Source organism: Streptomyces sp. NPDC001717 (assembly GCF_042892775.1).
Classification (GTDB): Bacteria; Actinomycetota; Actinomycetes; order Streptomycetales; family Streptomycetaceae; genus Streptomyces.
The window spans coordinates 231866-253888 of sequence record NZ_JBIAUK010000005.1; the positions used below are offsets into that span (position 1 = coordinate 231866).

A 22023-nucleotide genomic window follows, 5' to 3' on the forward strand; every position below is an offset into this window, starting at 1 on the left:
AGCCATGCACGACCGAGACGGAGCACAGGTGAGTACGGGCACGACAGCGGAGCCCGGCGAGACCGCCGAGGCGGCCATCCCCGAGCTGGTGATCATCTCCGGCATGTCCGGGGCCGGGCGCAGTACGGCGGCGAAGTGTCTGGAGGACCTCGGCTGGTTCGTCGTCGACAACCTGCCGCCGGCGCTGATCCCCACCATGGTGGAGCTGGGCGCCCGCTCCCAGGGCAACGTGGCGCGCATCGCCGTCGTCGTCGACGTCCGGGGCCGCCAGTTCTTCGACGCCCTGCGCGAGTCCCTCGCCGACCTCGACAGCCGCGGCGTCACCCGCCGCGTCGTCTTCCTGGAGTCCTCCGACGACGCGCTGGTCCGCCGCTTCGAGTCGGTGCGCCGCCCGCACCCCCTCCAGGGCGACGGACGCATCACCGACGGCATCGCCGCCGAGCGCGACCTGCTGCGCGAGCTGCGCGGCGACGCCGACCTGGTGATCGACACCTCCAGCCTGAACGTGCACGAGCTGCGCGCCAAGATGGACGCCCAGTTCGCCGGGGACGAGGAACCCGAGCTGCGGGCCACCGTCATGTCCTTCGGCTTCAAGTACGGCCTGCCCGTCGACGCCGACCTCGTCGTGGACTGCCGGTTCATCCCCAACCCGCACTGGGTCCCCGAGCTGCGCCCCTTCACCGGGCTCAACGAGGAGGTGTCGGGGTACGTCTTCAGCCAGCCCGGCGCCAAGGAGTTCCTCGACCGCTACACCGAGCTGCTCCAGCTCATCGCCACCGGCTACCGCCGCGAGGGCAAGAGGTACGTGACGATCGCGGTCGGCTGCACGGGCGGTAAGCACCGCAGTGTCGCCATGTCCGAGAAGCTCGCCGCCCGCCTCGCCTCCGAGGGAGTCGAGACCGTCGTCGTACACCGGGACATGGGGCGCGAGTGATTGCACGGACCCCGCGGCTGAGCCGCCTGCGCCGCCTCGCCCCCACCCGGGACGAAGGCGGCGCACGCCGCTCCGGCCGCCGGCGCGGCGCCACCCCCAAGGTGGTGGCCCTCGGAGGCGGACAGGGCCTGTCGGCCTCCCTCGCCGCGCTGCGCCGCATCACCGGTGACCTCACCGCCGTGGTCACCGTCGCCGACGACGGCGGATCCAGCGGCCGGCTCCGGGAGGAGCTCGGCGTGCTGCCGCCCGGCGACCTGCGCAAGGCGCTCGCCGCGCTGTGCGGGGACGACGACTGGGGCCAGACCTGGTCCCGCGTCATCCAGCACCGTTTCCAGTCCGAGGGCGACCTGCACGGGCACGCCGTCGGCAACCTGCTGATCGTCGCCCTGTGGGAACAGCTCGGCGACCCCGTCCAGGCCCTCGACCTCGTCGGCAGGCTGCTCGGGGCGCAGGGCCGGGTACTGCCGATGTCGGCGGTGCCGCTGGAGCTCCAGGCGCTGGTCAGGGGGCACGATCCGGCGCGCCCGGAGGACGTGGACACCGTCCGCGGGCAGGCCACGGTGGCCCTCACCCCGGGCGAGGTGCTCTCCGTACAGGTCGTGCCCGGCGACCCGCCGGCCGTGCCGGAGGCCGTCGCGGCGGTGCTGGACGCCGACTGGGTGGTGCTCGGTCCGGGGTCCTGGTTCTCCTCCGTGATCCCGCACCTGCTGGTACCGGAACTGCTCGACGCGCTGATCGAGACGAAGGCGCGGCGGGTCCTCTCGCTGAACCTCGCACCGCAGCCCGGCGAAACAGAGGGCTTCTCTCCGCAACGTCATTTGGAGGTTTTGGCCCGACACGCCCCTAAACTCGCCCTGGACGTGGTGCTGGCCGACGAGGCCGCCGTGCCCGATCGCGAGTCCCTCGCCGATGCCGCAAAACGGTTCGGCGCCGCGGTCGAGCTGGCGCCGGTGGCCAGGCAGGACGGCTCTCCGAAGCACGATCCGGAGCTGCTGGCCGCCGCGTACGACCGTATTTTTCGGATGCATGGAAGGATCGGCCCATGGCGATGACGCCCGCGGTGAAGGACGAGATCTCTCGCCTGCCCGTCACCCGGACCTGCTGCAGGAAGGCGGAGGTCTCGGCGATCCTTCGGTTCGCCGGCGGTCTCCACCTGGTGAGCGGCCGCATCGTCATCGAGGCGGAGCTGGACACCGGGATCGCCGCGCGGCGCCTGCGCAAGGACATCCTGGAGATCTTCGGGCACTCCTCGGACCTCGTGGTCATGGCACCCGGCGGACTGCGCCGCGGCAGCCGCTACGTGGTCCGCGTGGTGGCCGGCGGTGACCAGCTGGCACGCCAGACGGGCCTCGTGGACGGTCGCGGGCGGCCGATCCGGGGTCTGCCCCCGCAGGTGGTCTCCGGGGCCACCTGTGACGCCGAGGCGGCCTGGCGCGGCGCGTTCCTGGCCCACGGCTCGCTCACCGAGCCGGGCAGGTCCTCCTCGCTGGAGGTCACCTGCCCCGGCCCGGAGGCCGCCCTGGCCCTGGTGGGCGCCGCCCGCAGGCTCTCGATCGCCGCCAAGGCGCGCGAGGTGCGCGGCGTGGACCGGGTCGTGGTCCGCGACGGCGACGCGATCGGCGCCCTGCTGACCAGGCTCGGCGCGCACGAATCGGTGCTGGCCTGGGAGGAGCGGCGGATGCGGCGCGAGGTGCGCGCCACCGCCAACCGCCTCGCCAACTTCGACGACGCCAACCTGCGGCGCTCGGCGCGGGCCGCGGTGGCGGCCGGGGCCCGGGTGCAGCGCGCGCTGGAGATCCTCGGCGAGGAGGTGCCCGAGCACCTCGCCGCGGCCGGTCGGCTGCGGATGGAGCACAAGCAGGCCTCCCTGGAGGAGCTGGGTGCGCTCGCCGACCCGCCGCTGACCAAGGACGCGGTCGCGGGCCGGATCCGTCGTCTGCTGGCGATGGCGGACAAGCGGGCGCAGGATCTGGGGATCCCGGGGACCGAGTCGAACCTCGACCTCAGCGAGGAGCTGGCCGACAACATGGCGGGCTGAGTCGGGCCGGGCCGGGTCCGTCGGGCCGGGCTCTGGGGGCGGGTGCGGGTGGTGTGCCGCTGCGCGGTGCCGGTCCCCTACCCGCCCTTCCTCCGTTCCCCGGGGCTCCGCCCCGGACCCCGCCTCCCGGGGGCTGCGCCCCCGGACCCCCGCGCCTCAAACGCCGGCCTGGCTGGAGTGCCTCAAGCGCCGGCGGGGCCGGAAGTCCCCCAAACGCCAGTGGGGCTGAAAGAGGCTCAGATGCCGGCGGGCCGAATCGCCAGTGGGGCTGAAATTGCCGAGCGCGCCGGTACGCCCCATTGACAGGGGCGTCGGCTGATCGTGAGCCTGGCTCCCAACGCTTTCGTGGCTGACGACGCCCAGGGGGGCATATGAGGCACCGCGCGAGATCGATCCTCGCGGCAAGCGCACTCGTCTTGGGAACCACACTCGCCGCGCTGCCCGCGGCCGCTCAGGGCCGGACCGGCTCCGCGCCCGCAGCCGACGAGGTACGGGTCTACGACGCCGACATCACCCGGGAACAGGTCCCGCTCGTCCTCGCCGCCGGCCAGGACGCCCACGAGCTCTCCGAGCGCGCCCCGGAGACCGGGACCGCCCGCGTCGAGCTCTTCCTCACCGGCGCCCAGGCCCGGAAACTCGGCGCCCAGGGCGTCAAGCTGGCCGAGCGCAAGGTGAGCGCCGCGGGTCTGGCCCGCGCCAAGGCCGCCGGGGACGGGGTGTTCCGCCCCTACAGCGGCAAGGGCGGTCTCCAGGAGGAGATCCTGCGCACGGCCCAGGAGAACCCGGGGCTCACCAAGGTCGTCTCCATCGGCAAAACCGTCCAGGGCAAGGACATCCTCGCCCTCAAGGTCACCAAGAACGCCGGGAAGACCAAGGACGGCGACAAGCCCTCCGTGCTCTACATGTCCAACCAGCACGCCCGTGAGTGGATCACCCCCGAGATGACCCGGCGGCTGATGCACCACACCATCGACAACTACGGCAAGGACCCGCGGATCACCAAGCTGGTGGACTCCACCGAGCTGTGGTTCCTGCTCTCCGCCAACCCGGACGGGTACGACTTCACGCACGCGCCCGACGGCGAGCGGCTGTGGCGCAAGAACATGCACGACAACAACGGGGACGGGAAGATCACCTCCGGCGACGGGGTCGACCTCAACCGCAACTTCGCCTACAAGTGGGGCTACGACAACGAGGGTTCCTCGCCGGACCAGGCCAGCGAGACCTACCGCGGGCCGAGCGCCTCCTCCGAGCCCGAGACCGTCGCCCTCGACGCCTTCGAGAAGCGCATCGGCTTCGAGTACGCCGTCAACTACCACTCCGCGGCCGAGCTGCTGCTCTACGGGGTGGGCTGGCAGGTGGGCACCCCCACCCCCGACGACATCGCGTACAAGACGCTCGCCGGAACCCCGCAGAACCCCGCGATCCCCGGCTACCACCCGGAGCTCTCCGCGGAGCTCTACACCACCAACGGCGAGGCCGACGGCCAGGCGGCCAACGCCAACGGCGTCATGATGTTCACGCCGGAGATGACCACCTGCCAGACGGCCTCCGAGAGCGACCCGAACGACCGGTGGAAGCCCGAGGACTGCGCGTCCGGCTTCAACTTCCCGGACGACGAGAAGCTCATCCAGGCCGAGTTCGCCAAGAACCTCGCCTTCGCCCTGACGGTCGGCGAGAGCGCCGCGCACCCCGACCGCCCGGCGTCCGCCGTGGGCCTGAGCGCGGCGGACTTCACCGTGGACGCCTTCACCACCTCCTACGCGGCCCGAGGCCAGGACCAGAAGGTCTCCGTCACGGCCCGCAAGGCGCTGAAGGACAAGGAGCTCAACTACCGCGTCAACGGCGGCCGTACGCACGACGAGGACCTGGAGCCCTGGAAGGGCGGCGAGGTCTACGGCGGCGACGACAACAACTGGTACGACGAGTACCGGGCCGAGGTGGAGGGCACGAAGCCCGGCGACAAGGTCGAGGTCTGGTTCACCGGCCGCGACCGCGCCTCCGGCAAGCAGGTCTCCAGCGAGCACTTCACGTACACGGTGGCCGAGCGACCGCGCGCCGACGTACTGGTGATCGCCGAGGAGGGCGCGAAGGCCACGCACGCCAAGGAGTACGTCGACGCCCTGCGCGCCAACGGCAGGTCCGCGGCGGTCTGGGACGTCGCCGTCCAGGGCGTCCCGCACCCCCTCGGAGTGCTCTCCCACTTCCGTACGGCCGTCCACTACACCGGGGCCAAGACCCCGGGCGGCGACACCCAACTCGCCGTGCGCGACTTCCTGAACGAGGGCGGCAAGCTGGTCGAGGCCGGTGAGCTGGCGGGCGGGAACGTCCGGATCGGCGACACCGTGACCAACGACTTCAGCCAGTACTGGCTCGGCGCCTACGGGCGTACGAGCGTCAGCGGCGCGACGGCCTTCACCGGCGCCGGCGCCCTCGGCGGCGCGCAGGGCGCCCTCGGTGACGCCGCCGACAACCCGCTGAACGCCCCCGGCTCCTACTCGGTCACCTCCGAGACCCTGGCGCCCGCGCAGTTCCCGCAGTTCAAGAGCGCGCAGGCGGGCCAGTTCGCCGGGGTGGTCAATCCGTACGCCCCCTACGCGGGCACGCAGATGGCCTCGGCCCTGCACGCCGACAACGACTGGAAGCGCCTCGTGCGCACCATCGACCTGACCCGTGTCACCGCGACAGACCAGCCCCGGTTGAAGCTCGCGCTGAACTGGAACGTCGAGGAGGGCTACGACCACGCCGCGCTGGAGGCGCGCACGGCGGGAGGCGAGGACTGGACCACGCTTCCGGACCTCGGCGGCCTGAGCGGGACGGCCGTTCCGGAGGAGTGCGGGGCCGGGTTCTTCATCAACGGCCACCCCTTCCTGCGCCACTACCTCACGCTCGAGGGCGGCGGCTGCACCCCGCAGGGCACGAGTGGCGCGTGGAACACCTTCACCGGTTCCTCCGGCGGCTGGAAGCAGGTCGCCTTCGACCTGAGCCCCTACGCCGGAAAGACCGTCGAGGTGTCGCTCTCCTACATCACCGACCCGGGGTCGGGCGGCCGGGGCGTCTTCGCGGACGAGGCACGGCTGTCCCTGGGCGGAGTGGACCAGACCACTGAAGGTTTCGAGACCTCCTTCGGAGCCTGGAGCGCGCAGGGCGCGCCCGCCGGAAGCCCTGAAGTTCCGGGCGATTGGTCCCGGTCCGGAGAGCTGTTCAAGTCCTACGCGGCGGTCACTACGCGTGACACCGTCCTGTTCGGTTTCGGCCTGGAGCACCTGCCGGCCGCCGCCGACCGCTCCCTACTCATCGGTAAGGCGCTCCGCGCACTGAACCGCTGACCAGCACCCCCGCGCCGCAATCACCCTGAGTGACGGGGGTCGAAGTCCTCGGGGTCCCGTTCCCGCAGCTCCGGTACGGGTCCCCGAGGCGTGTCAGCCCTCCATCGATGTCACTCGGAAGCTCACGGAGAGGTAGGGTCGTAAGCGGTCGGGGACATCCCATACAGCTCGCCGGCGGGACAGGCCGGCGTACCACGAGGAGATCGGTTTCGTGACGATCCGCGTAGGCATCAATGGTTTTGGCCGAATTGGCCGCAACTACTTCCGGGCGCTTCTGGAGCAGGGAGCGGACATCGAGATCGTCGGTGTCAACGACCTGACCGACAACGCCACTCTGGTGCACCTTCTCAAGTACGACACCATCCTGGGCCGCCTCAAGGCCGAGGTCTCCCACACCGACGACACGATCACCGTCGGGGGCAACACCTTCAAGACCTTCGCCGAGCGCGACCCCGCGAACCTCCCCTGGGGCGAGCTGGGCGCCGACATCGTCATCGAGTCCACGGGCATCTTCACGAAGAAGGCGGACGCGGCGAAGCACCTTGCGGCGGGTGCGAAGAAGGTCCTCATCTCGGCTCCGGCCAAGGACGAGGACATCACCATTGTGATGGGCGTCAACCAGGACAAGTACGACGCGGCCAACCACCACGTCATCTCCAACGCCTCCTGCACCACCAACTGCGTGGCGCCGATGGCCAAGGTCCTCCTGGAGAACTTCGGCATCGTCAAGGGCATGATGACGACGGTCCACGCCTACACGAACGACCAGCGCATCCTCGACTTCCCGCACTCGGACCTGCGCCGGGCGCGCGCGGCCGCCGAGAACATCATCCCGACCACCACCGGTGCCGCCAAGGCGACCGCCCTGGTCATCCCGGAGCTGGCGGGCAAGCTCGACGGCATCGCCATGCGCGTCCCGGTGCCCACCGGCTCCGTGACCGACCTGGTCATCGAGCTGGAGCGCGAGGTGACCAAGGACGAGGTCAACACCGCCTTCCAGAAGGCCGCCGAGGGCCAGCTGAAGGGCATCCTGGACTACACGGAGGACGCGATCGTCTCCTCCGACATCGTGAACTGGCCCGCCTCCTGCACCTTCGACTCCTCCCTGACCATGGTCCAGGGCAAGAGCGTCAAGGTCGTCGGCTGGTACGACAACGAGTGGGGCTACTCCAACCGTCTCGTCGACCTCACCGTCTTCGTCGGCGGTCAGCTCTAAGAACGTAGGGCAAGGCAGCACGATGTGAGCACAGGGTCCGTGACAGCGCGATGGTGCGCCGCACGGGCCCTGTTGCTTGCCCCGTACCCTCTTCGCCCGGTGGGCCCTACGCCCCGCAGGGAACAAGGAGTAGAAACACATGAAGACGATCGACGAACTTCTCGCCGACGGCGTCGCCGGAAAGCGGGTCTTCGTCCGCGCGGACCTGAACGTGCCGCTGGCGGTAAAGGAGGGGCTCACCGTGATTTCGGACGACGGCCGCATCCGCGCCGTTCAGCCGACCATCGCGAAGCTCGCCGAAGCCGGCGCCCGCGTGGTCGTCGCCTCGCACCTGGGCCGCCCCAAGGGCGCCCCGGACCCGGCCTTCTCGCTCGCCCCCGCCGCCAAGCGCCTCGGCGAACTGCTCGGCACCGAGGTCGCGTTCGCCGGCGACACCGTCGGCGACTCCGCCAAGGCGACCGTCGCCGCCCTCGCCGACGGCCAGGTCGCCGTCATCGAGAACCTGCGCTTCAACGCGGGCGAGACCTCGAAGGACGACGCCGAGCGCGGCGCCTTCGCGGACCGGCTCGCCGAGCTGGCCGACGTCTACGTCGGTGACGGCTTCGGCGCCGTCCACCGCAAGCACGCCTCGGTCTTCGACCTGCCCGCGCGCCTCCCGCACGCGGCCGGCTACCTCATCGCCACCGAGGTCGGCGTCCTCAAGAAGCTGACCGACGAGGTCAAGCGCCCGTACGTGGTCATCCTCGGCGGCGCCAAGGTCTCCGACAAGCTGGCCGTCATCGACCAGCTGCTCGGCAAGGCCGACCGCATCCTCATCGGCGGTGGCATGGCGTACACCTTCCTCTACGCCAAGGGCCACGAGGTCGGCATCTCCCTGCTCCAGAAGGACCAGGTGGACGTCGTCAAGGAGTACATGGAGCGTGCCGCGAAGAGCGGCGTCGAGCTGGTCCTCCCCGTGGACGTGCTGGTCTCCGCGGACTTCCCCGACCTGAAGACCAAGGCCCCGGCCGACTTCGAGACGGTCGACGCGGACAAGATCCCGGCCGACAAGGAGGGTCTGGACATCGGTCCCAAGACCCGTGAGCTGTACGCGTCGAAGATCGCCGACGCGGAGACCGTCTTCTGGAACGGTCCGGTGGGTGTCTTCGAGCACCCCGACTACGCGGGCGGGACCAGCGCCATCGCGCAGGCCCTCCTCGACAGCGACGGCTTCACCGTCGTCGGCGGTGGCGACAGCGCCGCCGCCGTCCGCACCCTGGGCTTCGACGAGAACGCCTTCGGTCACATTTCCACCGGTGGCGGCGCCTCCCTCGAATACCTCGAGGGCAAGACGCTCCCCGGCCTCGCCGCCCTGGAGGGCTGAACCCGTATGACCACTCGCACCCCGCTGATGGCGGGCAACTGGAAGATGAACCTCAACCACCTCGAGGCCATCGCCCACGTCCAGAAGCTCGCCTTCGCGCTCGCAGACAAGGACTACGACGCCGTCGAGGTCGCGGTCCTGCCGCCCTTCGTCGACCTGCGCTCGGTCCAGACCCTGGTCGACGGTGACAAGCTGAAGATCAAGTACGGCGCCCAGGACATCTCGGCGCACGACTCCGGCGCCTACACCGGCGAGATCTCCGGCCCGATGCTCGCCAAGCTGAAGTGCACGTACGTGGCCGTCGGCCACAGCGAGCGCCGCCAGTACCACGGCGAGAACGACGAGGTCTGCAACGCCAAGGTCAAGGCCGCCTACAGGCACGGGATCACCCCGATCCTGTGCGTCGGCGAGGGCCTCGACATCCGCAAGGCCGGCCAGCAGGTCCAGTACACGCTGAACCAGATCGACGGCGGCCTCAAGGACCTCCCGGCCGAGCAGGTCGAGTCCATCGTGATCGCGTACGAGCCGGTGTGGGCCATCGGCACCGGCGAGGTCGCCACCCCCGAGGACGCCCAGGAGGTCTGCGGGGCGATCCGCGGCCGTCTCGCGGAGCTGTACTCGCAGGAGCTGGCCGACAAGGTCCGCATCCAGTACGGCGGCTCGGTGAAGGCCGGCAACATCGCGGCGATCATGGCGCAGCCGGACGTCGACGGCGCCCTGGTGGGCGGCGCGGCGCTGGACGCGGACGAGTTCGTCAAGATCGTCCGCTTCCGCGACCAGTGAGTATGCGGTAGGGCCGATCCGTCGTACCCTTGCGGGGCCGGGGGCTGAACCATCAGCCGCCGGCCCCGCGCACATCCGGCAAAGCCGGAAAGCCCGCACAGCAAGTAGGCCGGTAAGCCAGAAAGTAGGAATCAGCCGTGATTATGGGGTTCTCGATCGCCCTGATCGTCTTCAGCGCCCTGCTGATGCTGCTCGTGCTGATGCACAAGGGCAAGGGTGGCGGCCTTTCCGACATGTTCGGCGGCGGCATGCAGTCGTCGGTCGGCGGATCCTCCGTCGCCGAGCGCAACCTGGACCGCATCACCGTGGTCATCGGCCTGCTGTGGTTCGCGTGCATCGTCGCCCTCGGCCTGCTGATGAAGTCGAGCAGCTGACCCGTTCCGGCCAACCGGCAGTACGGTGGGCGCCGCCCGGCCTATCATGGGGCCTCCGGCGTCCGGCGACGTGGAATCAGTAACTCCGCTCACTGGACGTGCGTTGGGCCTTACGTAGACTTGGGCGCCCGCGGCGGAAATCCCCTCACTCCGCGGCACCATCACGCAGGGAGTTACGACCGTGGCAAGTGGCAACGCGATCCGTGGTAGCCGGGTCGGAGCGGGGCCGATGGGTGAGGCCGAGCGCGGCGAGTCCGCGCCCCGCCTGCGCATCTCCTTCTGGTGCTCGAACGGGCACGAGACGCAGCCGAGCTTCGCCAGTGACGCGCAGGTGCCGGACACCTGGGACTGCCCGCGCTGCGGGTTCCCGGCCGGTCAGGACCGCGACAACCCGCCGGCGCCGCCGCGCACCGAACCGTACAAGACGCACCTCGCCTACGTACGGGAGCGCCGTACGGACGCCGACGGCGAGGCGATCCTCGCGGAGGCGCTCGCCAAGCTCCGCGGCGAGATCTGAAAGCAAGCGGACGGCATGACTCGAGGCCCGGTCGCGCAGGAATCTTCCTCCTGCGCGACCGGGCCTCTTTGTGTCGGTTGAGCCGCTTCGGATCCCTTAGGTTGTAGTCGGGCGGGGCACGACAGGACGGAAGAAACGGGTTGATGTCCGAGATGAATGCGGAGCGTACGAAGCTGAACCGGACGCATGAGTGGATGGCACTCGGCAAACACCGGCTGGAGTTCGGACAGACGCATCTGCGGGAGCTGTTCGAGGAGGATCCGGGCCGCGGCACCGCCTACACGTTGCAGGTCGGAGACCTGTACATCGACTACTCGAAGCACCTCGTGACCGACGAGACGCTCGGGCTGCTGCGCGAACTCGCGGCGGTGACGGGCGTGGCCGAGCTGCGCGAGGCCATGTTCCGCGGCGAGAAGATCAACACGACCGAGGACCGGGCGGTCCTGCACACCGCCCTGCGCGCCCCGCGCGACGCCGTCGTCGAAGTGGACGGCGAGAACGTCGTCCCCGGCGTGCACGCCGTCCTGGACAAGATGGCGGCCTTCTCCGAGGAGATCCGCTCGGGTCGGTGGACCGGCTTCACCGGCAAGCGCATCCGCAACGTCGTCAACGTCGGCATCGGCGGCTCCGACCTCGGTCCGGCGATGGCGTACGAGGCCCTGCGGGCCTTCACCGACCGCGGCCTGACGGTGCGTTTCGTCTCCAACGTGGACGGCGCCGACCTGCACGAGGCCGTGCGCGACCTGGACCCGGCCGAGACGCTGTTCATCATCGCCTCCAAGACCTTCACCACCGTCGAGACCATCACCAACGCCACCTCGGCCCGCGCATGGCTGCTGGCCGGACTCGGCGGCGACCAGGCGGCCGTGGCACGGCACTTCGTGGCGCTGTCGACCAACGCCGAGAAGGTCGAGGAATTCGGCATCGACCCGGCCAACATGTTCGAGTTCTGGGACTGGGTCGGCGGACGCTACTCCTTCGACTCGGCCATCGGGCTCTCGCTCATGATCGCGATCGGCCCGGACGCCTTCCGGGAACTGCTCGGCGGCTTCCACGCCATGGACGAGCACTTCCGCACGGCGCCGCCCGAGGAGAACGCCCCGCTGCTGCTGGGCCTGTTGGGGATCTGGTACGGGGCCTTCTTCGAGGCTCAGTCGCACGCGGTGCTCCCGTACAGCCACTACCTCTCCCGGTTCACCGCGTACCTGCAGCAGCTCGACATGGAGTCCAACGGCAAGTCCGTGGACCGTGACGGCAATCCGGTGGACTGGCAGACCGGACCGGTGGTCTGGGGCACGCCCGGCACCAACGGTCAGCACGCCTACTACCAGTTGATCCACCAGGGCACCCGGCTGATCCCGGCGGACTTCATCGGCTTCGCCCGGCCCGTGGCCGACCTGGAGGCCGGGCCGGCGGCCCAGCACGACCTGCTGATGGCGAACTTCTTCGCGCAGACGCAGGCGTTGGCCTTCGGCAAGACGCCCGAGGAGGTACGGGCGGAGGGCGTCCCGGACGCGCTGGTCCCGCACAAGACCTTCAAGGGCAACCACCCGACGACCACCATCCTGGCGGGCGAGCTCACCCCGGCGGTCCTCGGCCAGCTGATCGCGCTGTACGAGCACAAGGTGTTCGTGCAGGGCGCGGTGTGGAACATCGACTCGTTCGACCAGTGGGGCGTGGAGCTCGGCAAGGTCCTCGCCAAGCGGGTCGAACCCGCGCTGAGCCAGGGCGCGGACGTGCCCGGGCTGGACGCCTCGACGACGGCCCTGGTCGCCGCGTACCGAGGGCTCCGCGGCAGGAGCTGACCCGATCGGTCGGCCGACCGGGTGGTGACGCCGGACGCGGAAGGGCCCGCTCTCCCGGGGGAGAGCGGGCCCTTCCGTATCGCGGTCCGGCTTCGGCGTCAGGACGAGGCCGGGGGGTACATCCCGCTCGGGAGCTTCGCCGCGGCCGCGCGGTCGAGGAGCCACAGGGTGCGGAAGAGGCCGCAGGCGGCCGCCGCCGGGGCCTGGACATCGCCGGCGCCGCCCAGCGCGATGGACACCGCGCCGGCCTTGTCCTCGCCGGCCGCCAGCAGCCAGACCTCGCGGGCCGCCCGGATCGCCGGGAGCGTCAGGGAGATGCGGGTGGGCGGGGGCTTCGGGGCGCCGTGGACGCCGACCACCGTGCGCTCGGTCTCGCGGGCGGCCGGGTGCTCCGGGAAGAGGGAGGCCACGTGCGTGTCCGGGCCGACGCCGAGCATCAGCACGTCGAAGCGGGGGACCGGGCCGTGGTCCTCGGGACCGGCGGCCTTCGCGAGCTCGACGGCGTACGCGGCGGCCGCCGCGTCCACGTCGGGCCCGTACGGACCGTCGGACGCCGGCATGACGTGCACGCGGGCCGGGTCGACGGGGACGGAGTCCAGGAGGGCCTCGCGGGCCTGCGTGTGGTTGCGCTCGGGGTCGTCGGCGGGGACGTACCGCTCGTCGCCCCACCACAGGTCGAGGCGGGACCAGTCGACGGCGTCCCGCGCGGGGGCCGTCGCCAGGGCGGCGAGGAGGCCGTTGCCGTTGCGGCCGCCGGTGAGGACGACGGACGCGGTGCCGCGGGCGGCCTGCGCGTCGACGATCTTGGTGATGAGCCGGGCGGCTGCGGCCTGGGCCATCAGCTCCTTGTCCCGGTGGACGACGACCTGGGGAGTCGTCATACCCATGTGCGGCTTCCTTCGTTGGTAGTGCCGGGTGCGCGTGGGTGCCGCTGCGCGGAGCTGCTCCCCGCCCCGCCCTTTCTCCGTTTCCCGGGGGCTCCGCCCCGGACCCCGGTCCTCAAACGCCGGACGGGCTGAGCATCCAGCCTCGCCGGCGTTTGAGGCGCGGGGGTCCGGGGGCGGAGCCCCCGGTTTCGGGAAGGGGCGGGGTGGGGAAAGCCCCGCAGGGACCGCTACTTGGCCGCGGTCTTCTTCGCCGGCTTGGGCGCCGCCGGCTTCGCGGGCTCGGCCTTGGCCTCGGGTTCGGCCTTGACCTCGGCCGGGTTCAGTCGGTCGACGCCGAACTTCAGCGAGGCCTCGTACGTGTTGTCCGGGTCCAGGCGGCGGAGTTCCTCCGCCAGGAGCTCGGCCGTGTCGCGGCGCTTCAGCGCCACCGCACGGTCCGGCTGCCCCGGCATGCACAGCGTGGCCAGCGCCCCGTCCGCCCGGTCCAGGACGATCGCGCCGTCCTTGGTCTCCAGGCGTACGGCCGTCAGACCCGGGCCCGCGGACGGCGTCCGCTTGACCGGGACCTGGAGCCGGTCCGCCAGCCACATGGCCAGCAGTTCGCAGCTCGGGTTCTCGCCCTCGCCCTCGACGGTCGCGGAGGCGACCTCCAGGGCCTGCTGGTCCAGCGCGGCCGCCAGCATCGAGCGCCACGGGGTGATCCGCGTCCACGACAGGTCCGTGTCCCCGGGGGCGTACGCCTCGGCGCGGACGCCGAGTGCCCCGATCGGGTTCTCGGAGGAGTACGTGTCCGTGATCCGGCGCTGTCCGAGCGCACCCAGCGGGTCGCCCGCAAGGTCCGCCGGGGCACCTTCCGGCCACCAGACGACCACGGGGGCGTCCGGGAGGAGCAACGGGAGAACCACCGACTGGGCGTGGTCGACCAGTTCGCCGTGAAGGCGGAGCACGACCGTTTCGCCGGAGCCGGAGTCCGTCCCGACGCGGATCTCCGCGTCGAGACGGGCACCCTGGCGGCTGCGCGGCGAGCGGCTGACCCGCTTGATGACGACGACGATCCGCGAGGGGTGTTCGTGGGACGCGTCGTTCGCCGACTTGAGAGCGTCGTACGCGTTCTCCTCGTCGGTCACGATCACCAGCGTGAGGACCATGCCGATGGCCGGCGTGCCGATGTCCCGGCGTGCCTGCACCAACGCGGCGTTGATCTTGCTGGAGTTGGTCTCCGTGAGGTCGATCTTCATGGCCGGCGCCAGCTCCGTCCGTCTCGTGCGAGCATCTCGTCCGCCTCGACCGGCCCCCAGGTGCCCGCCGGGTACTGCGCGGGCTTGCCGTGCTTGTCCCAGTACTCCTCGATCGGGTCGAGGATGTTCCAGGACAGTTCGACCTCCTGGTGGCGCGGGAAGAGGTTCGCGTCGCCCAGCAGCACGTCGAGGATGAGCCGCTCGTAGGCCTCGGGGCTCGACTCCGTGAAGGACTCGCCGTAGGCGAAGTCCATCGTCACGTCGCGGACCTCCATGGAGGTGCCCGGGACCTTGGAGCCGAAGCGGACCGTGATGCCCTCGTCCGGCTGGACCCGGATGACCAGGGCGTTCTGCCCCAGCTCCTCGGTCGCGCCCGACTCGAACGGGAGGTACGGGGCCCGCTTGAAGACCACCGCGATCTCCGTCACCCGGCGGCCCAGGCGCTTGCCCGTCCGCAGGTAGAAGGGGACGCCCGCCCAGCGGCGGTTGTTGATCTCCAGGCGGATGGCCGCGTAGGTGTCGGTCTTCGACTTGGGGTCGATGCCGTCCTCTTCGAGGTACCCGACGACCTTCTCGCCGCCCTGCCACCCGGCCGCGTACTGGCCGCGCACGGTGTGCTTGCCCAGGTCCTCCGGCAGCTGCACCGCCGTCAGCACCTTGAGCTTCTCCGCCACCAGCGCCTTGGGGTGGAAGGAGCCGGGCTCCTCCATCGCGGTCAGCGCGAGCAGCTGGAGCAGGTGGTTCTGGATGACGTCACGGGCCGCGCCGATGCCGTCGTAGTAGCCGGCCCGGCCGCCGATGCCGATGTCCTCGGCCATCGTGATCTGGACGTGGTCGACGTACGACCGGTTCCAGATCGGCTCGAACATGGTGTTGGCGAAGCGGAGCGCCAGGATGTTCTGGACGGTCTCCTTGCCGAGGTAGTGGTCGATCCGGAAGACCTCGTCACGCGGGAAGACCTCGTGGACGACCTTGTTGAGTTCCTCGGCGCTCTTCAGGTCGTGACCGAAGGGCTTCTCGATGACGGCGCGCCGCCACGATCCCTCCTTCTGGGCCAGCCCGTGGTTCTTGAGCTGCTGGACCACCTTGGGGAAGAACTTCGGCGGCACGGACAGGTAGAAGGCGAAGTTGCCGCCCGTGCCCTGCGCCTTGTCGAGGTCGTCGATCGTCGCCTTCAGCGTCTCGAAGGCCGCGTCGTCGTCGAAGTCGCCCTGCACGAACCGGCAGCCCTGCACCAGCTGCTGCCAGACCTCCTCCCGGAAGGGGGTGCGCGCGTGCTGCTTGACGGCCTCGTACACCTCCTGTGCGAAGTCCTCGTGCTCCCACTCGCGGCGGGCGAAGCCGATCAGCGAGAAGCCCGGCGGGAGCAGGCCGCGGTTGGCGAGGTCGTAGACGGCAGGCATCAGCTTCTTGCGCGACAGGTCACCCGTAACGCCGAAAATGACCAGGCCGGACGGCCCCGCGATGCGCGGGAGCCGCCGGTCCTGTGCGTCACGAAGCGGGTTCGCTCCGTTTACAGACAAGGTGTTCAGGCCTCCGTGGGGGCGAGGCGCTCGAGCTCCGCCTCGGTCGACTTCAGCAGGTCGTTCCAGGACGCCTCGAACTTCTCGACGCCCTCGTCTTCCAGCAGCTGAACGACATCGTCGTACGAGATGCCCAGCTTCGCGACCGCGTCGAGCTCGGCGCGGGCCTGCTCGTAGGTGCCGCGGACGGTGTCACCGGTGATCTCGCCGTGGTCGGCGGTGGCCTCCAGCGTGGCCTCCGGCATGGTGTTCACCGTGTTCGGGGCGACCAGGTCGGCCACGTACAGGGTGTCCTTGTACGCCGGGTCCTTGACGCCGGTCGAGGCCCACAGCGCCCGCTGCTTGTTGGCGCCGTGCTTCTCCAGGGCGGTCCAACGGTCAGAGGCGAAGACCTCCTCGTAGGCCTGGTAGGCCAGACGGGCGTTGGCGAGGGCCGCCTTGCCCTTGAGGGCCTTGGCCTCGTCGGTGCCGATGGCGTCCAGGCGCTTGTCGATCTCGGTGTCCACGCGGGACACGAAGAAGGAGGCGACCGAGTGGATCAGAGAGAGGTCCAGGCCCGCGGCCTTGGCCTTCTCCAGACCCGCCAGGTACGCGTCCATGACCTCGCGGTAGCGCTCCAGCGAGAAGATCAGCGTGACGTTGACGCTGATGCCCTTGCCGATGACCTCCGTGATCGCCGGCAGGCCGGCCTTGGTCGCCGGGATCTTGATGAGCGTGTTCGGGCGGTCCACCAGCCAGGCGAGCTGCTTGGCCTCGGCGATCGTCGCCGCCGTCCGGTGGGCCAGACGGGGGTCGACCTCGATCGACACGCGGCCGTCCTGGCCGTCGGTGCGGTCGTAGACCGGGCGCAGGATGTCGGCGGCGTCGCGGACGTCCGCCGTGGTGATCATGCGCAGGGCCTCGTCGACGGTGACCTTGCGGGTGGCGAGGTCGGTGAGCTGCTGCTCGTAGCCCTCGCCGCCGCTGATCGCCTTCTGGAAGATCGCCGGGTTGGTGGTGACACCGACCACGTGCGACTGGTCGATGAGCTCCGCCAGGTTGCCGGACGTGATGCGCTTGCGGGACAGGTCGTCCAGCCAGATCGCCACGCCCTCGTCGGAGAGGCGCTTGAGTGCGTCTGTCATGGGAATTGCATCTCCTACTGGTGTTGTACGGGCGTCAGCGCGCGGCGGCGGCGATCGAGTCCTTGGCGGCGGCGGTCACTGCCTCGGCGGTGAAGCCGAACTCGCGGAACAGCACCTTCGCGTCCGCCGAGGCACCGAAGTGCTCCAGCGAGACGATCCGGCCGGCGTCACCGACGTAACGGTGCCAGGTCAGGCCGATGCCCGCCTCGACCGCGACCCGCGCCTTGACGGAGGCCGGCAGGACGCTGTCCTTGTAGTCCTGGTCCTGCTCCTCGAACCACTCGACGGACGGCATGGAGACGACCCGGGTCGGGATGCCCTCGGCCTGGAGCTGCTCGCGGGCCTCGACGGCCAGGTGCACCTCGGAGCCGGTGCCGATGAGGACGACCTGGGCGTCGCCGCCGTCCGCCTCGAAGAGCACGTACCCGCCCTTGGCGGCGTCCTCGTTGCGCTCGTACGTCGGCACGCCCTGGCGGGTCAGCGCCAGGCCGTGCGGGGCGCCCTTGCCGAACACCTTGGTGTGGCGCTTCAGGATCTCGCGCCAGGCGACGGCGGTCTCGTTCGCGTCGGCCGGGCGGACGACGTTCAGGCCCGGGATGGCGCGCAGCGAGGCCAGGTGCTCGACCGGCTGGTGGGTCGGGCCGTCCTCGCCGAGGCCGATGGAGTCGTGCGTCCACACGTAGGTCACCGGCAGGTGCATCAGCGCGGACAGGCGGACGGCGTTGCGCATGTAGTCGGAGAACACCAGGAAGGTGCCGCCGTAGATGCGGGTGTGGCCGTGCAGGGCGATGCCGTTCATGGCCGCGGCCATGGCGTGCTCGCGGATGCCGAAGTGGATGGTGCGGCCGTACGGGTCGGCCTCCGGCAGCGGGTTGCCCACCGGCAGGAACGAGGAGTTCTTGTCGATGGTGGTGTTGTTGGAGCCGGCCAGGTCGGCCGAGCCGCCCCACAGCTCCGGGATGACCGCGCCGAGCGCCTCGAGCACCTTGCCGGAGGCGGCGCGGGTCGCGAGGCCCTTGCCCGCCTCGAAGGCGGGGAGCTTGTCCTCCCAGCCCGCGGGCAGCTCGTTGGCGTTGATGCGGTCGAACTCGGCGGCGCGCTCCGGGTGGGCGGTGCGCCAGGCGGAGAACTCCTTCTCCCACTCGGCGCGGGCCTCGCGGCCACGGTCCCCGAGGGCGCGGGTGTGCGCGATGACCTCGTCGGAGACCTCGAAGGTCTGCTCCGGGTCGAAGCCGAGGACGCGCTTGGTGGCGGCCACCTCGTCGTCGCCGAGGGCCGAGCCGTGCGCGGCCTCGGTGTTCTGGGCGTGCGGGGCGGGCCAGGCGATGATCGAGCGGGCCGCGATGAAGGAGGGGCGGCCGGTCTCGGCCTTGGCGGCCTGGAGGGCGGCGTACAGGGCCTTCGGGTCGAGGTCGCCGTTGGCCTGCTGCTCGACGCGCTGGACGTGCCAGCCGTACGCCTCGTAGCGCTTCATGGTGTCCTCGGAGACGGCGGTCTCCGTGTCACCCTCGATGGAGATGTGGTTGTCGTCCCACAGGAGCACCAGGTTGCCGAGCTTCTGGTGGCCGGCGAGGGCGGACGCCTCGTGGGAGATGCCCTCCTGGAGGCAGCCGTCACCCGCGATCGCGTAGACCATGTGGTCGAACGGGGAGGTGCCCGCGGCGGCCTGCGGGTCGAACAGACCGCGCTCGTAGCGGGAGGCCATGGCCATGCCCACCGCGTTGGCGATGCCCTGGCCGAGGGGGCCGGTGGTGGTCTCGACGCCGGCCGTGTGGCCGTACTCCGGGTGCCCGGGGGTCTTGGAGCCCCAGGTGCGGAACGCCTTGAGGTCGTCCAGTTCGAGCCCGAACCCGCCGAGGTACAGCTGGGTGTAGAGGGTGAGGGACGAGTGCCCCGCGGAGAGCACGAAACGGTCGCGGCCCACCCACTCGGGGTCGGCCGGGTCGTGCCGCATGACCTTCTGGAAGAGGGTGTACGCGGCGGGGGCCAGGCTCATGGCCGTGCCCGGGTGCCCGTTCCCGACCTTCTGGACCGCGTCAGCGGCCAGAACGCGGGCGGTGTCGACGGCCCGCTGGTCCAGTTCGGTCCATTCGAGCTCTGTGGTCGTCGGCTTGGTGCTCACCGTGAGTCAGGGCTCCTCTCCACATGTCTGAATCCCGGTGACGAACGGTGCACCGGCGCGATTCCGAGCCTACCCCCGCAACGGCGTGCAGCTATTCGAGTGCCCACACTCCGTCACCTGTCGTTCACCTCCGTTCGGGCCAACACGACGCGACCCCCGCGCAGGGCGACGTAAGACCAACGTCTAGAGTGGCGTGGTACGTGCAGGCCCTTACGGTGCTTGCTGATTTCTCTCACAGGGGTGCGTGTGACGGCCGTCGAATCCCGTCCAGCGGGGGTGCTCGGGACGAGCCCCGGTCACCGGCCGTTCGGGGCCCGGGCCATGGCGTTCGTGGCTTTGACCAAGCCTCGGATCATCGAACTTCTGCTGATCACCACAGTGCCGGTGATGTTCCTGGCGGAGCAGGGCGTGCCCTCGCTGTGGCTGGTTCTCGCGACCTGCTTCGGCGGCTACCTGTCCGCGGGCGGGGCCAACGCGCTGAACATGTACATCGATCGAGACATCGACGCGCTGATGGACCGGACCTCGCAGCGTCCGCTCGTGACCGGCATGGTCAGCCCGAGGGAGTGCCTGGCCTTCGGCATCACCCTCGGCGTGGTCTCCACCCTGTTCTTCGGCCTGCTGATCAACTGGCTGTCGGCGGCGCTCGCGCTCGGCGCGCTCCTCTTCTACGTGGTCATCTACACGATGCTGCTGAAGCGGCGCACCGCCCAGAACATCGTCTGGGGCGGCATCGCGGGCTGCATGCCCGTGCTGATCGGCTGGTCGGCCGTCAAGAACGAGGTCTCCTGGGCCGCGGTCATCCTCTTCCTCGTCATCTTCTTCTGGACGCCGCCGCACTACTGGCCGCTGTCGATGAAGGTGAAGGACGACTACGCGCGTGTCGGCGTGCCGATGCTGCCGGTGGTGGCCGGGAACAAGGTCGTGGCGCGGCAGATCGTGCTCTACAGCTGGGTGATGGTGGCCGTCTCGCTGCTGCTGACCCCTCTGGGTTACACGGGCTGGTTCTACACCTCGGTCGCGCTGCTCGCGGGCGGCTGGTGGCTGTGGGAGGCGCACGCGCTGCACGCGCGGGCCAAGGCGGGCGTGACGGGCGCGAAGCTCAAGGAGATGCGCCTGTTCCACTGGTCCATCACCTACGTGTCGCTGCTGTTCGTCGCGGTGGCCGTGGATCCCTTCCTCCGCTGATTACTCGCCGGTAGCATGCCCCTCATGGGAGACACCGCAGACATCGCGGACGCCGCAGGCGCCGCGGACAAGAAGCAGGACCGCAAGGCGGCCAGGCTGGCCAAGCAGATCGCCGCCTTCGCCAAGGAGCACGGCGGCGCCGAGGGCCAGCTGGCCCACATCGGCCAGGCCGGCACCCGCATCGTGCTCGTGGGCACCGACGGCGGCTGGGGCGACCTGGTCGCCCCGACCTTCGCCGTGGCCCGGCTGGCCGCGGAGAAGGCCGGTCTGACCCTCCACGAGGAGTTCGACGGCGAGTTCGCCGCGCGCGTGAAGACCGGCCCGTACGAGTGGACGCGGATGGCCGGCATCCAGATCGGCGGAGCGGCCAACCCGGCCGCCTGAGCCGGCTCCCGCCGATCCGGTGCCGTCTCGGTCAACAGCGCGAGGAACACCTCACACCCCGCTCACCCGTTAGGACGTGTGGAAGCCCCTTCCTCACGTCCGCAACGGGATGCCCGGATGATCGAAACGCCGCCCCTGGTGGACCAGTACTGCCACGGAGTACTCCGTACGGAGCTGGGCCTGGGCACCTTCGAGGCCCAACTGCTCCCCGCGGCGGGTCCGCCCGCCGCGGGCACCACCTTCTTCGACACCCAGACCGGCTTCGCCGTGCGCCGCTGGTGCCCGCCGCTGCTCGGCCTGGAACCGCACGCCGCTCCCGCCCGCTACCTGGCCCGGCGCCGCGAACTCGGCGTGGCCGAGTCGGCGCGCCGGCTGCTGAGGGGCTCCGGGGTCACCGCGTACCTGGTCGACACCGGGGAGCCCGGGGACCTCACCGGACCCAAGGAACTGGCGCTCGCCGGGGACGCGGAGGCCTTCGAGGCGGTCCGGCTGGAGTTACTGGCCGAGCAGGCCGCCGACACATCCGGGACGGTGGCCGGGTTCCTCGCCAACCTCGCCGGTGCCGTCCACCACGCGGCCGCCGGGGCCGCCGCCTTCACCTGCGCCGCGGGTCCCGGCCTCACCGCCGACCCGCCCGGTCCCGGCGAGGTGCGCGGGGCGGCCGGGCGCTGGCTGGAGGCACGCGCGAAGGGCGGAGCGGTAAAGGACCCCGTGCTGCTGCGACACCTGCTGTGGAGCGCGGTCTCCTCCGGGCTGCCGCTCCAACTGCGTACGGGAGCGGGGGACGAAGCCGCGCTGACCGGCTTCGCACGGGCCACCGAGGGCCTGGGGGCGCGGCTCGTGCTGCTGGGGGAGTACCCGCACCACCGGCACGCGGCGCGGCTGGCCGCGGCCTTCCCGCACGTCTACGCGGACACCGGCCCGGCCCTCGGGCGGACCGGCGCCGGGGCCGCGACGGTACTGGCGGAGCTGCTGGAGCTCGCGCCGTTCGGGAAGCTGATGTACTCCAGCGGAGCGGGCCGGCTCCCCGAACTGCACGCGGTCGGCGCCCTGGTCTTCCGGGACGCGCTGGGCCGGGTGCTGGGCGGCCGGGTCGCGGACGGGTCCTGGTCCTGGCGGGACGCCGAGCGGGTGGCCGCCATGGTCGCGGCGGGCAATGCCCGCCGCGTGTACCGGCTGGACGAACGGGGCTAGGCCG

The 22023-nt window shown here is 70.7% G+C and carries 18 protein-coding genes; 13 read left to right on the plus strand and 5 right to left on the minus strand.

Annotation, left to right across the window (positions count from 1 at the left end; genetic code table 11):
* Window positions 1-4: 4 nt before the first annotated feature.
* The 10 genes from rapZ to pgi all read left to right on the plus strand — a co-directional run bounded on the left by rapZ (window position 5) and on the right by pgi (window position 12359).
* Entirely contained in the window at window positions 5-934 is a 930-nt protein-coding gene (rapZ, locus tag ACFYZL_RS12380; protein WP_384596259.1) for an RNase adapter RapZ, read from the plus strand.
* Complete coding sequence (yvcK, locus tag ACFYZL_RS12385; protein WP_384758641.1) at window positions 931-1986, plus strand: uridine diphosphate-N-acetylglucosamine-binding protein YvcK; 1056 nt, start codon at window positions 931-933, stop codon at window positions 1984-1986. The genes rapZ and yvcK overlap by 4 nt, the downstream gene beginning before the upstream one ends.
* Window positions 1977-2972 carry a DNA-binding protein WhiA gene (whiA, locus tag ACFYZL_RS12390; RefSeq protein WP_037792880.1) on the plus strand — a complete coding sequence of 332 codons (996 nt, stop codon included), beginning with the start codon at window positions 1977-1979 and terminating at the stop codon, window positions 2970-2972. Before yvcK ends, whiA begins: the two co-directional genes overlap by 10 nt.
* A gap of 371 nt (window positions 2973-3343) precedes the next feature.
* Window positions 3344-6301 carry a M14 family zinc carboxypeptidase gene (locus tag ACFYZL_RS12395; RefSeq protein WP_388678454.1) on the plus strand — a complete coding sequence of 986 codons (2958 nt, stop codon included), beginning with the start codon at window positions 3344-3346 and terminating at the stop codon, window positions 6299-6301.
* A 211-nt stretch (window positions 6302-6512) separates the two neighbouring features.
* The gene (gap, locus tag ACFYZL_RS12400; protein ID WP_384757935.1) at window positions 6513-7517 is read left to right on the plus strand and encodes a type I glyceraldehyde-3-phosphate dehydrogenase; all 1005 of its coding nucleotides are present in this window, start codon (window positions 6513-6515) and stop codon (window positions 7515-7517) included.
* Between the two features lie 139 nt (window positions 7518-7656).
* Window positions 7657-8880, plus strand: coding sequence for a phosphoglycerate kinase (locus ACFYZL_RS12405; RefSeq protein WP_384757938.1), 1224 nt, complete (start codon window positions 7657-7659; stop codon window positions 8878-8880).
* A 6-nt stretch (window positions 8881-8886) separates the two neighbouring features.
* Window positions 8887-9663: a triose-phosphate isomerase gene (gene tpiA, locus ACFYZL_RS12410; protein ID WP_384757941.1), complete on the plus strand. Its 777-nt coding sequence runs from the start codon at window positions 8887-8889 to the stop codon at window positions 9661-9663.
* Between the two features lie 143 nt (window positions 9664-9806).
* Window positions 9807-10037 carry a preprotein translocase subunit SecG gene (secG, locus tag ACFYZL_RS12415; RefSeq protein ID WP_037792874.1) on the plus strand — a complete coding sequence of 77 codons (231 nt, stop codon included), beginning with the start codon at window positions 9807-9809 and terminating at the stop codon, window positions 10035-10037.
* Window positions 10038-10218: 181 nt separating this feature from the next.
* Window positions 10219-10554, plus strand: a complete 336-nt coding sequence (locus ACFYZL_RS12420) for an RNA polymerase-binding protein RbpA (protein WP_007263454.1) — start codon at window positions 10219-10221, stop codon at window positions 10552-10554.
* A 152-nt stretch (window positions 10555-10706) separates the two neighbouring features.
* The gene (gene pgi / locus ACFYZL_RS12425; protein WP_388678619.1) at window positions 10707-12359 is read left to right on the plus strand and encodes a glucose-6-phosphate isomerase; all 1653 of its coding nucleotides are present in this window, start codon (window positions 10707-10709) and stop codon (window positions 12357-12359) included.
* A gap of 98 nt (window positions 12360-12457) precedes the next feature.
* Here the strand turns inward: pgi and pgl are convergent, their stop codons facing one another.
* The 5 genes from pgl to tkt form a co-directional block, all read right to left on the minus strand.
* Window positions 12458-13240, minus strand: coding sequence for a 6-phosphogluconolactonase (pgl, locus tag ACFYZL_RS12430; RefSeq protein ID WP_388678622.1), 783 nt, complete (start codon window positions 13238-13240; stop codon window positions 12458-12460).
* 233 nt (window positions 13241-13473) lie between these two features.
* Window positions 13474-14484: a glucose-6-phosphate dehydrogenase assembly protein OpcA gene (gene opcA, locus ACFYZL_RS12435; protein ID WP_384753301.1), complete on the minus strand. Its 1011-nt coding sequence runs from the start codon at window positions 14482-14484 to the stop codon at window positions 13474-13476.
* Complete coding sequence (zwf, locus tag ACFYZL_RS12440) at window positions 14481-16007, minus strand: glucose-6-phosphate dehydrogenase (RefSeq protein ID WP_384753298.1); 1527 nt, start codon at window positions 16005-16007, stop codon at window positions 14481-14483. Before zwf ends, opcA begins: the two co-directional genes overlap by 4 nt.
* Before the next feature lie 5 nt (window positions 16008-16012).
* Window positions 16013-17131, minus strand: a complete 1119-nt coding sequence (tal, locus tag ACFYZL_RS12445) for a transaldolase (RefSeq protein ID WP_384753295.1) — start codon at window positions 17129-17131, stop codon at window positions 16013-16015.
* 34 nt (window positions 17132-17165) lie between these two features.
* Window positions 17166-19253: a transketolase gene (gene tkt / locus ACFYZL_RS12450; protein WP_384753292.1), complete on the minus strand. Its 2088-nt coding sequence runs from the start codon at window positions 19251-19253 to the stop codon at window positions 17166-17168.
* Between the two features lie 246 nt (window positions 19254-19499).
* On the opposite strand from tkt, the gene ACFYZL_RS12455 reads away from it, so the two are divergent.
* From ACFYZL_RS12455 to ACFYZL_RS12465, 3 genes are all read left to right on the plus strand, one after another.
* The gene (locus tag ACFYZL_RS12455; protein WP_384753289.1) at window positions 19500-20441 is read left to right on the plus strand and encodes a heme o synthase; all 942 of its coding nucleotides are present in this window, start codon (window positions 19500-19502) and stop codon (window positions 20439-20441) included.
* Between the two features lie 24 nt (window positions 20442-20465).
* Complete coding sequence (locus ACFYZL_RS12460) at window positions 20466-20825, plus strand: hypothetical protein (protein ID WP_384753287.1); 360 nt, start codon at window positions 20466-20468, stop codon at window positions 20823-20825.
* Window positions 20826-20942: 117 nt separating this feature from the next.
* Complete coding sequence (locus ACFYZL_RS12465) at window positions 20943-22019, plus strand: amidohydrolase (protein ID WP_384753285.1); 1077 nt, start codon at window positions 20943-20945, stop codon at window positions 22017-22019.
* Window positions 22020-22023: the final 4 nt, after the last annotated feature.

Excerpts from the sequence above, each read along its gene's own strand:
- rapZ (WP_384596259.1), top strand. The coding sequence starts at position 5 with ATGCACGACCGAGACGGAGCACAGGTGAGTACGGGCACGACAGCGGAG.
- whiA (WP_037792880.1), top strand. The coding sequence starts at position 1,977 with ATGGCGATGACGCCCGCGGTGAAGGACGAGATCTCTCGCCTGCCCGTC.
- ACFYZL_RS12395 (WP_388678454.1), top strand. The coding sequence starts at position 3,344 with ATGAGGCACCGCGCGAGATCGATCCTCGCGGCAAGCGCACTCGTCTTG.
- ACFYZL_RS12405 (WP_384757938.1), top strand. The coding sequence starts at position 7,657 with ATGAAGACGATCGACGAACTTCTCGCCGACGGCGTCGCCGGAAAGCGG.
- tpiA (WP_384757941.1), top strand. The coding sequence starts at position 8,887 with ATGACCACTCGCACCCCGCTGATGGCGGGCAACTGGAAGATGAACCTC.
- secG (WP_037792874.1), top strand. The coding sequence starts at position 9,807 with ATGGGGTTCTCGATCGCCCTGATCGTCTTCAGCGCCCTGCTGATGCTG.
- pgi (WP_388678619.1), top strand. The coding sequence starts at position 10,707 with ATGAATGCGGAGCGTACGAAGCTGAACCGGACGCATGAGTGGATGGCA.
- pgl (WP_388678622.1), bottom strand. The coding sequence starts at position 13,240 with ATGACGACTCCCCAGGTCGTCGTCCACCGGGACAAGGAGCTGATGGCC.
- opcA (WP_384753301.1), bottom strand. The coding sequence starts at position 14,484 with ATGAAGATCGACCTCACGGAGACCAACTCCAGCAAGATCAACGCCGCG.
- tal (WP_384753295.1), bottom strand. The coding sequence starts at position 17,131 with ATGACAGACGCACTCAAGCGCCTCTCCGACGAGGGCGTGGCGATCTGG.
- ACFYZL_RS12460 (WP_384753287.1), top strand. The coding sequence starts at position 20,466 with ATGGGAGACACCGCAGACATCGCGGACGCCGCAGGCGCCGCGGACAAG.
- ACFYZL_RS12465 (WP_384753285.1), top strand. The coding sequence starts at position 20,943 with ATGATCGAAACGCCGCCCCTGGTGGACCAGTACTGCCACGGAGTACTC.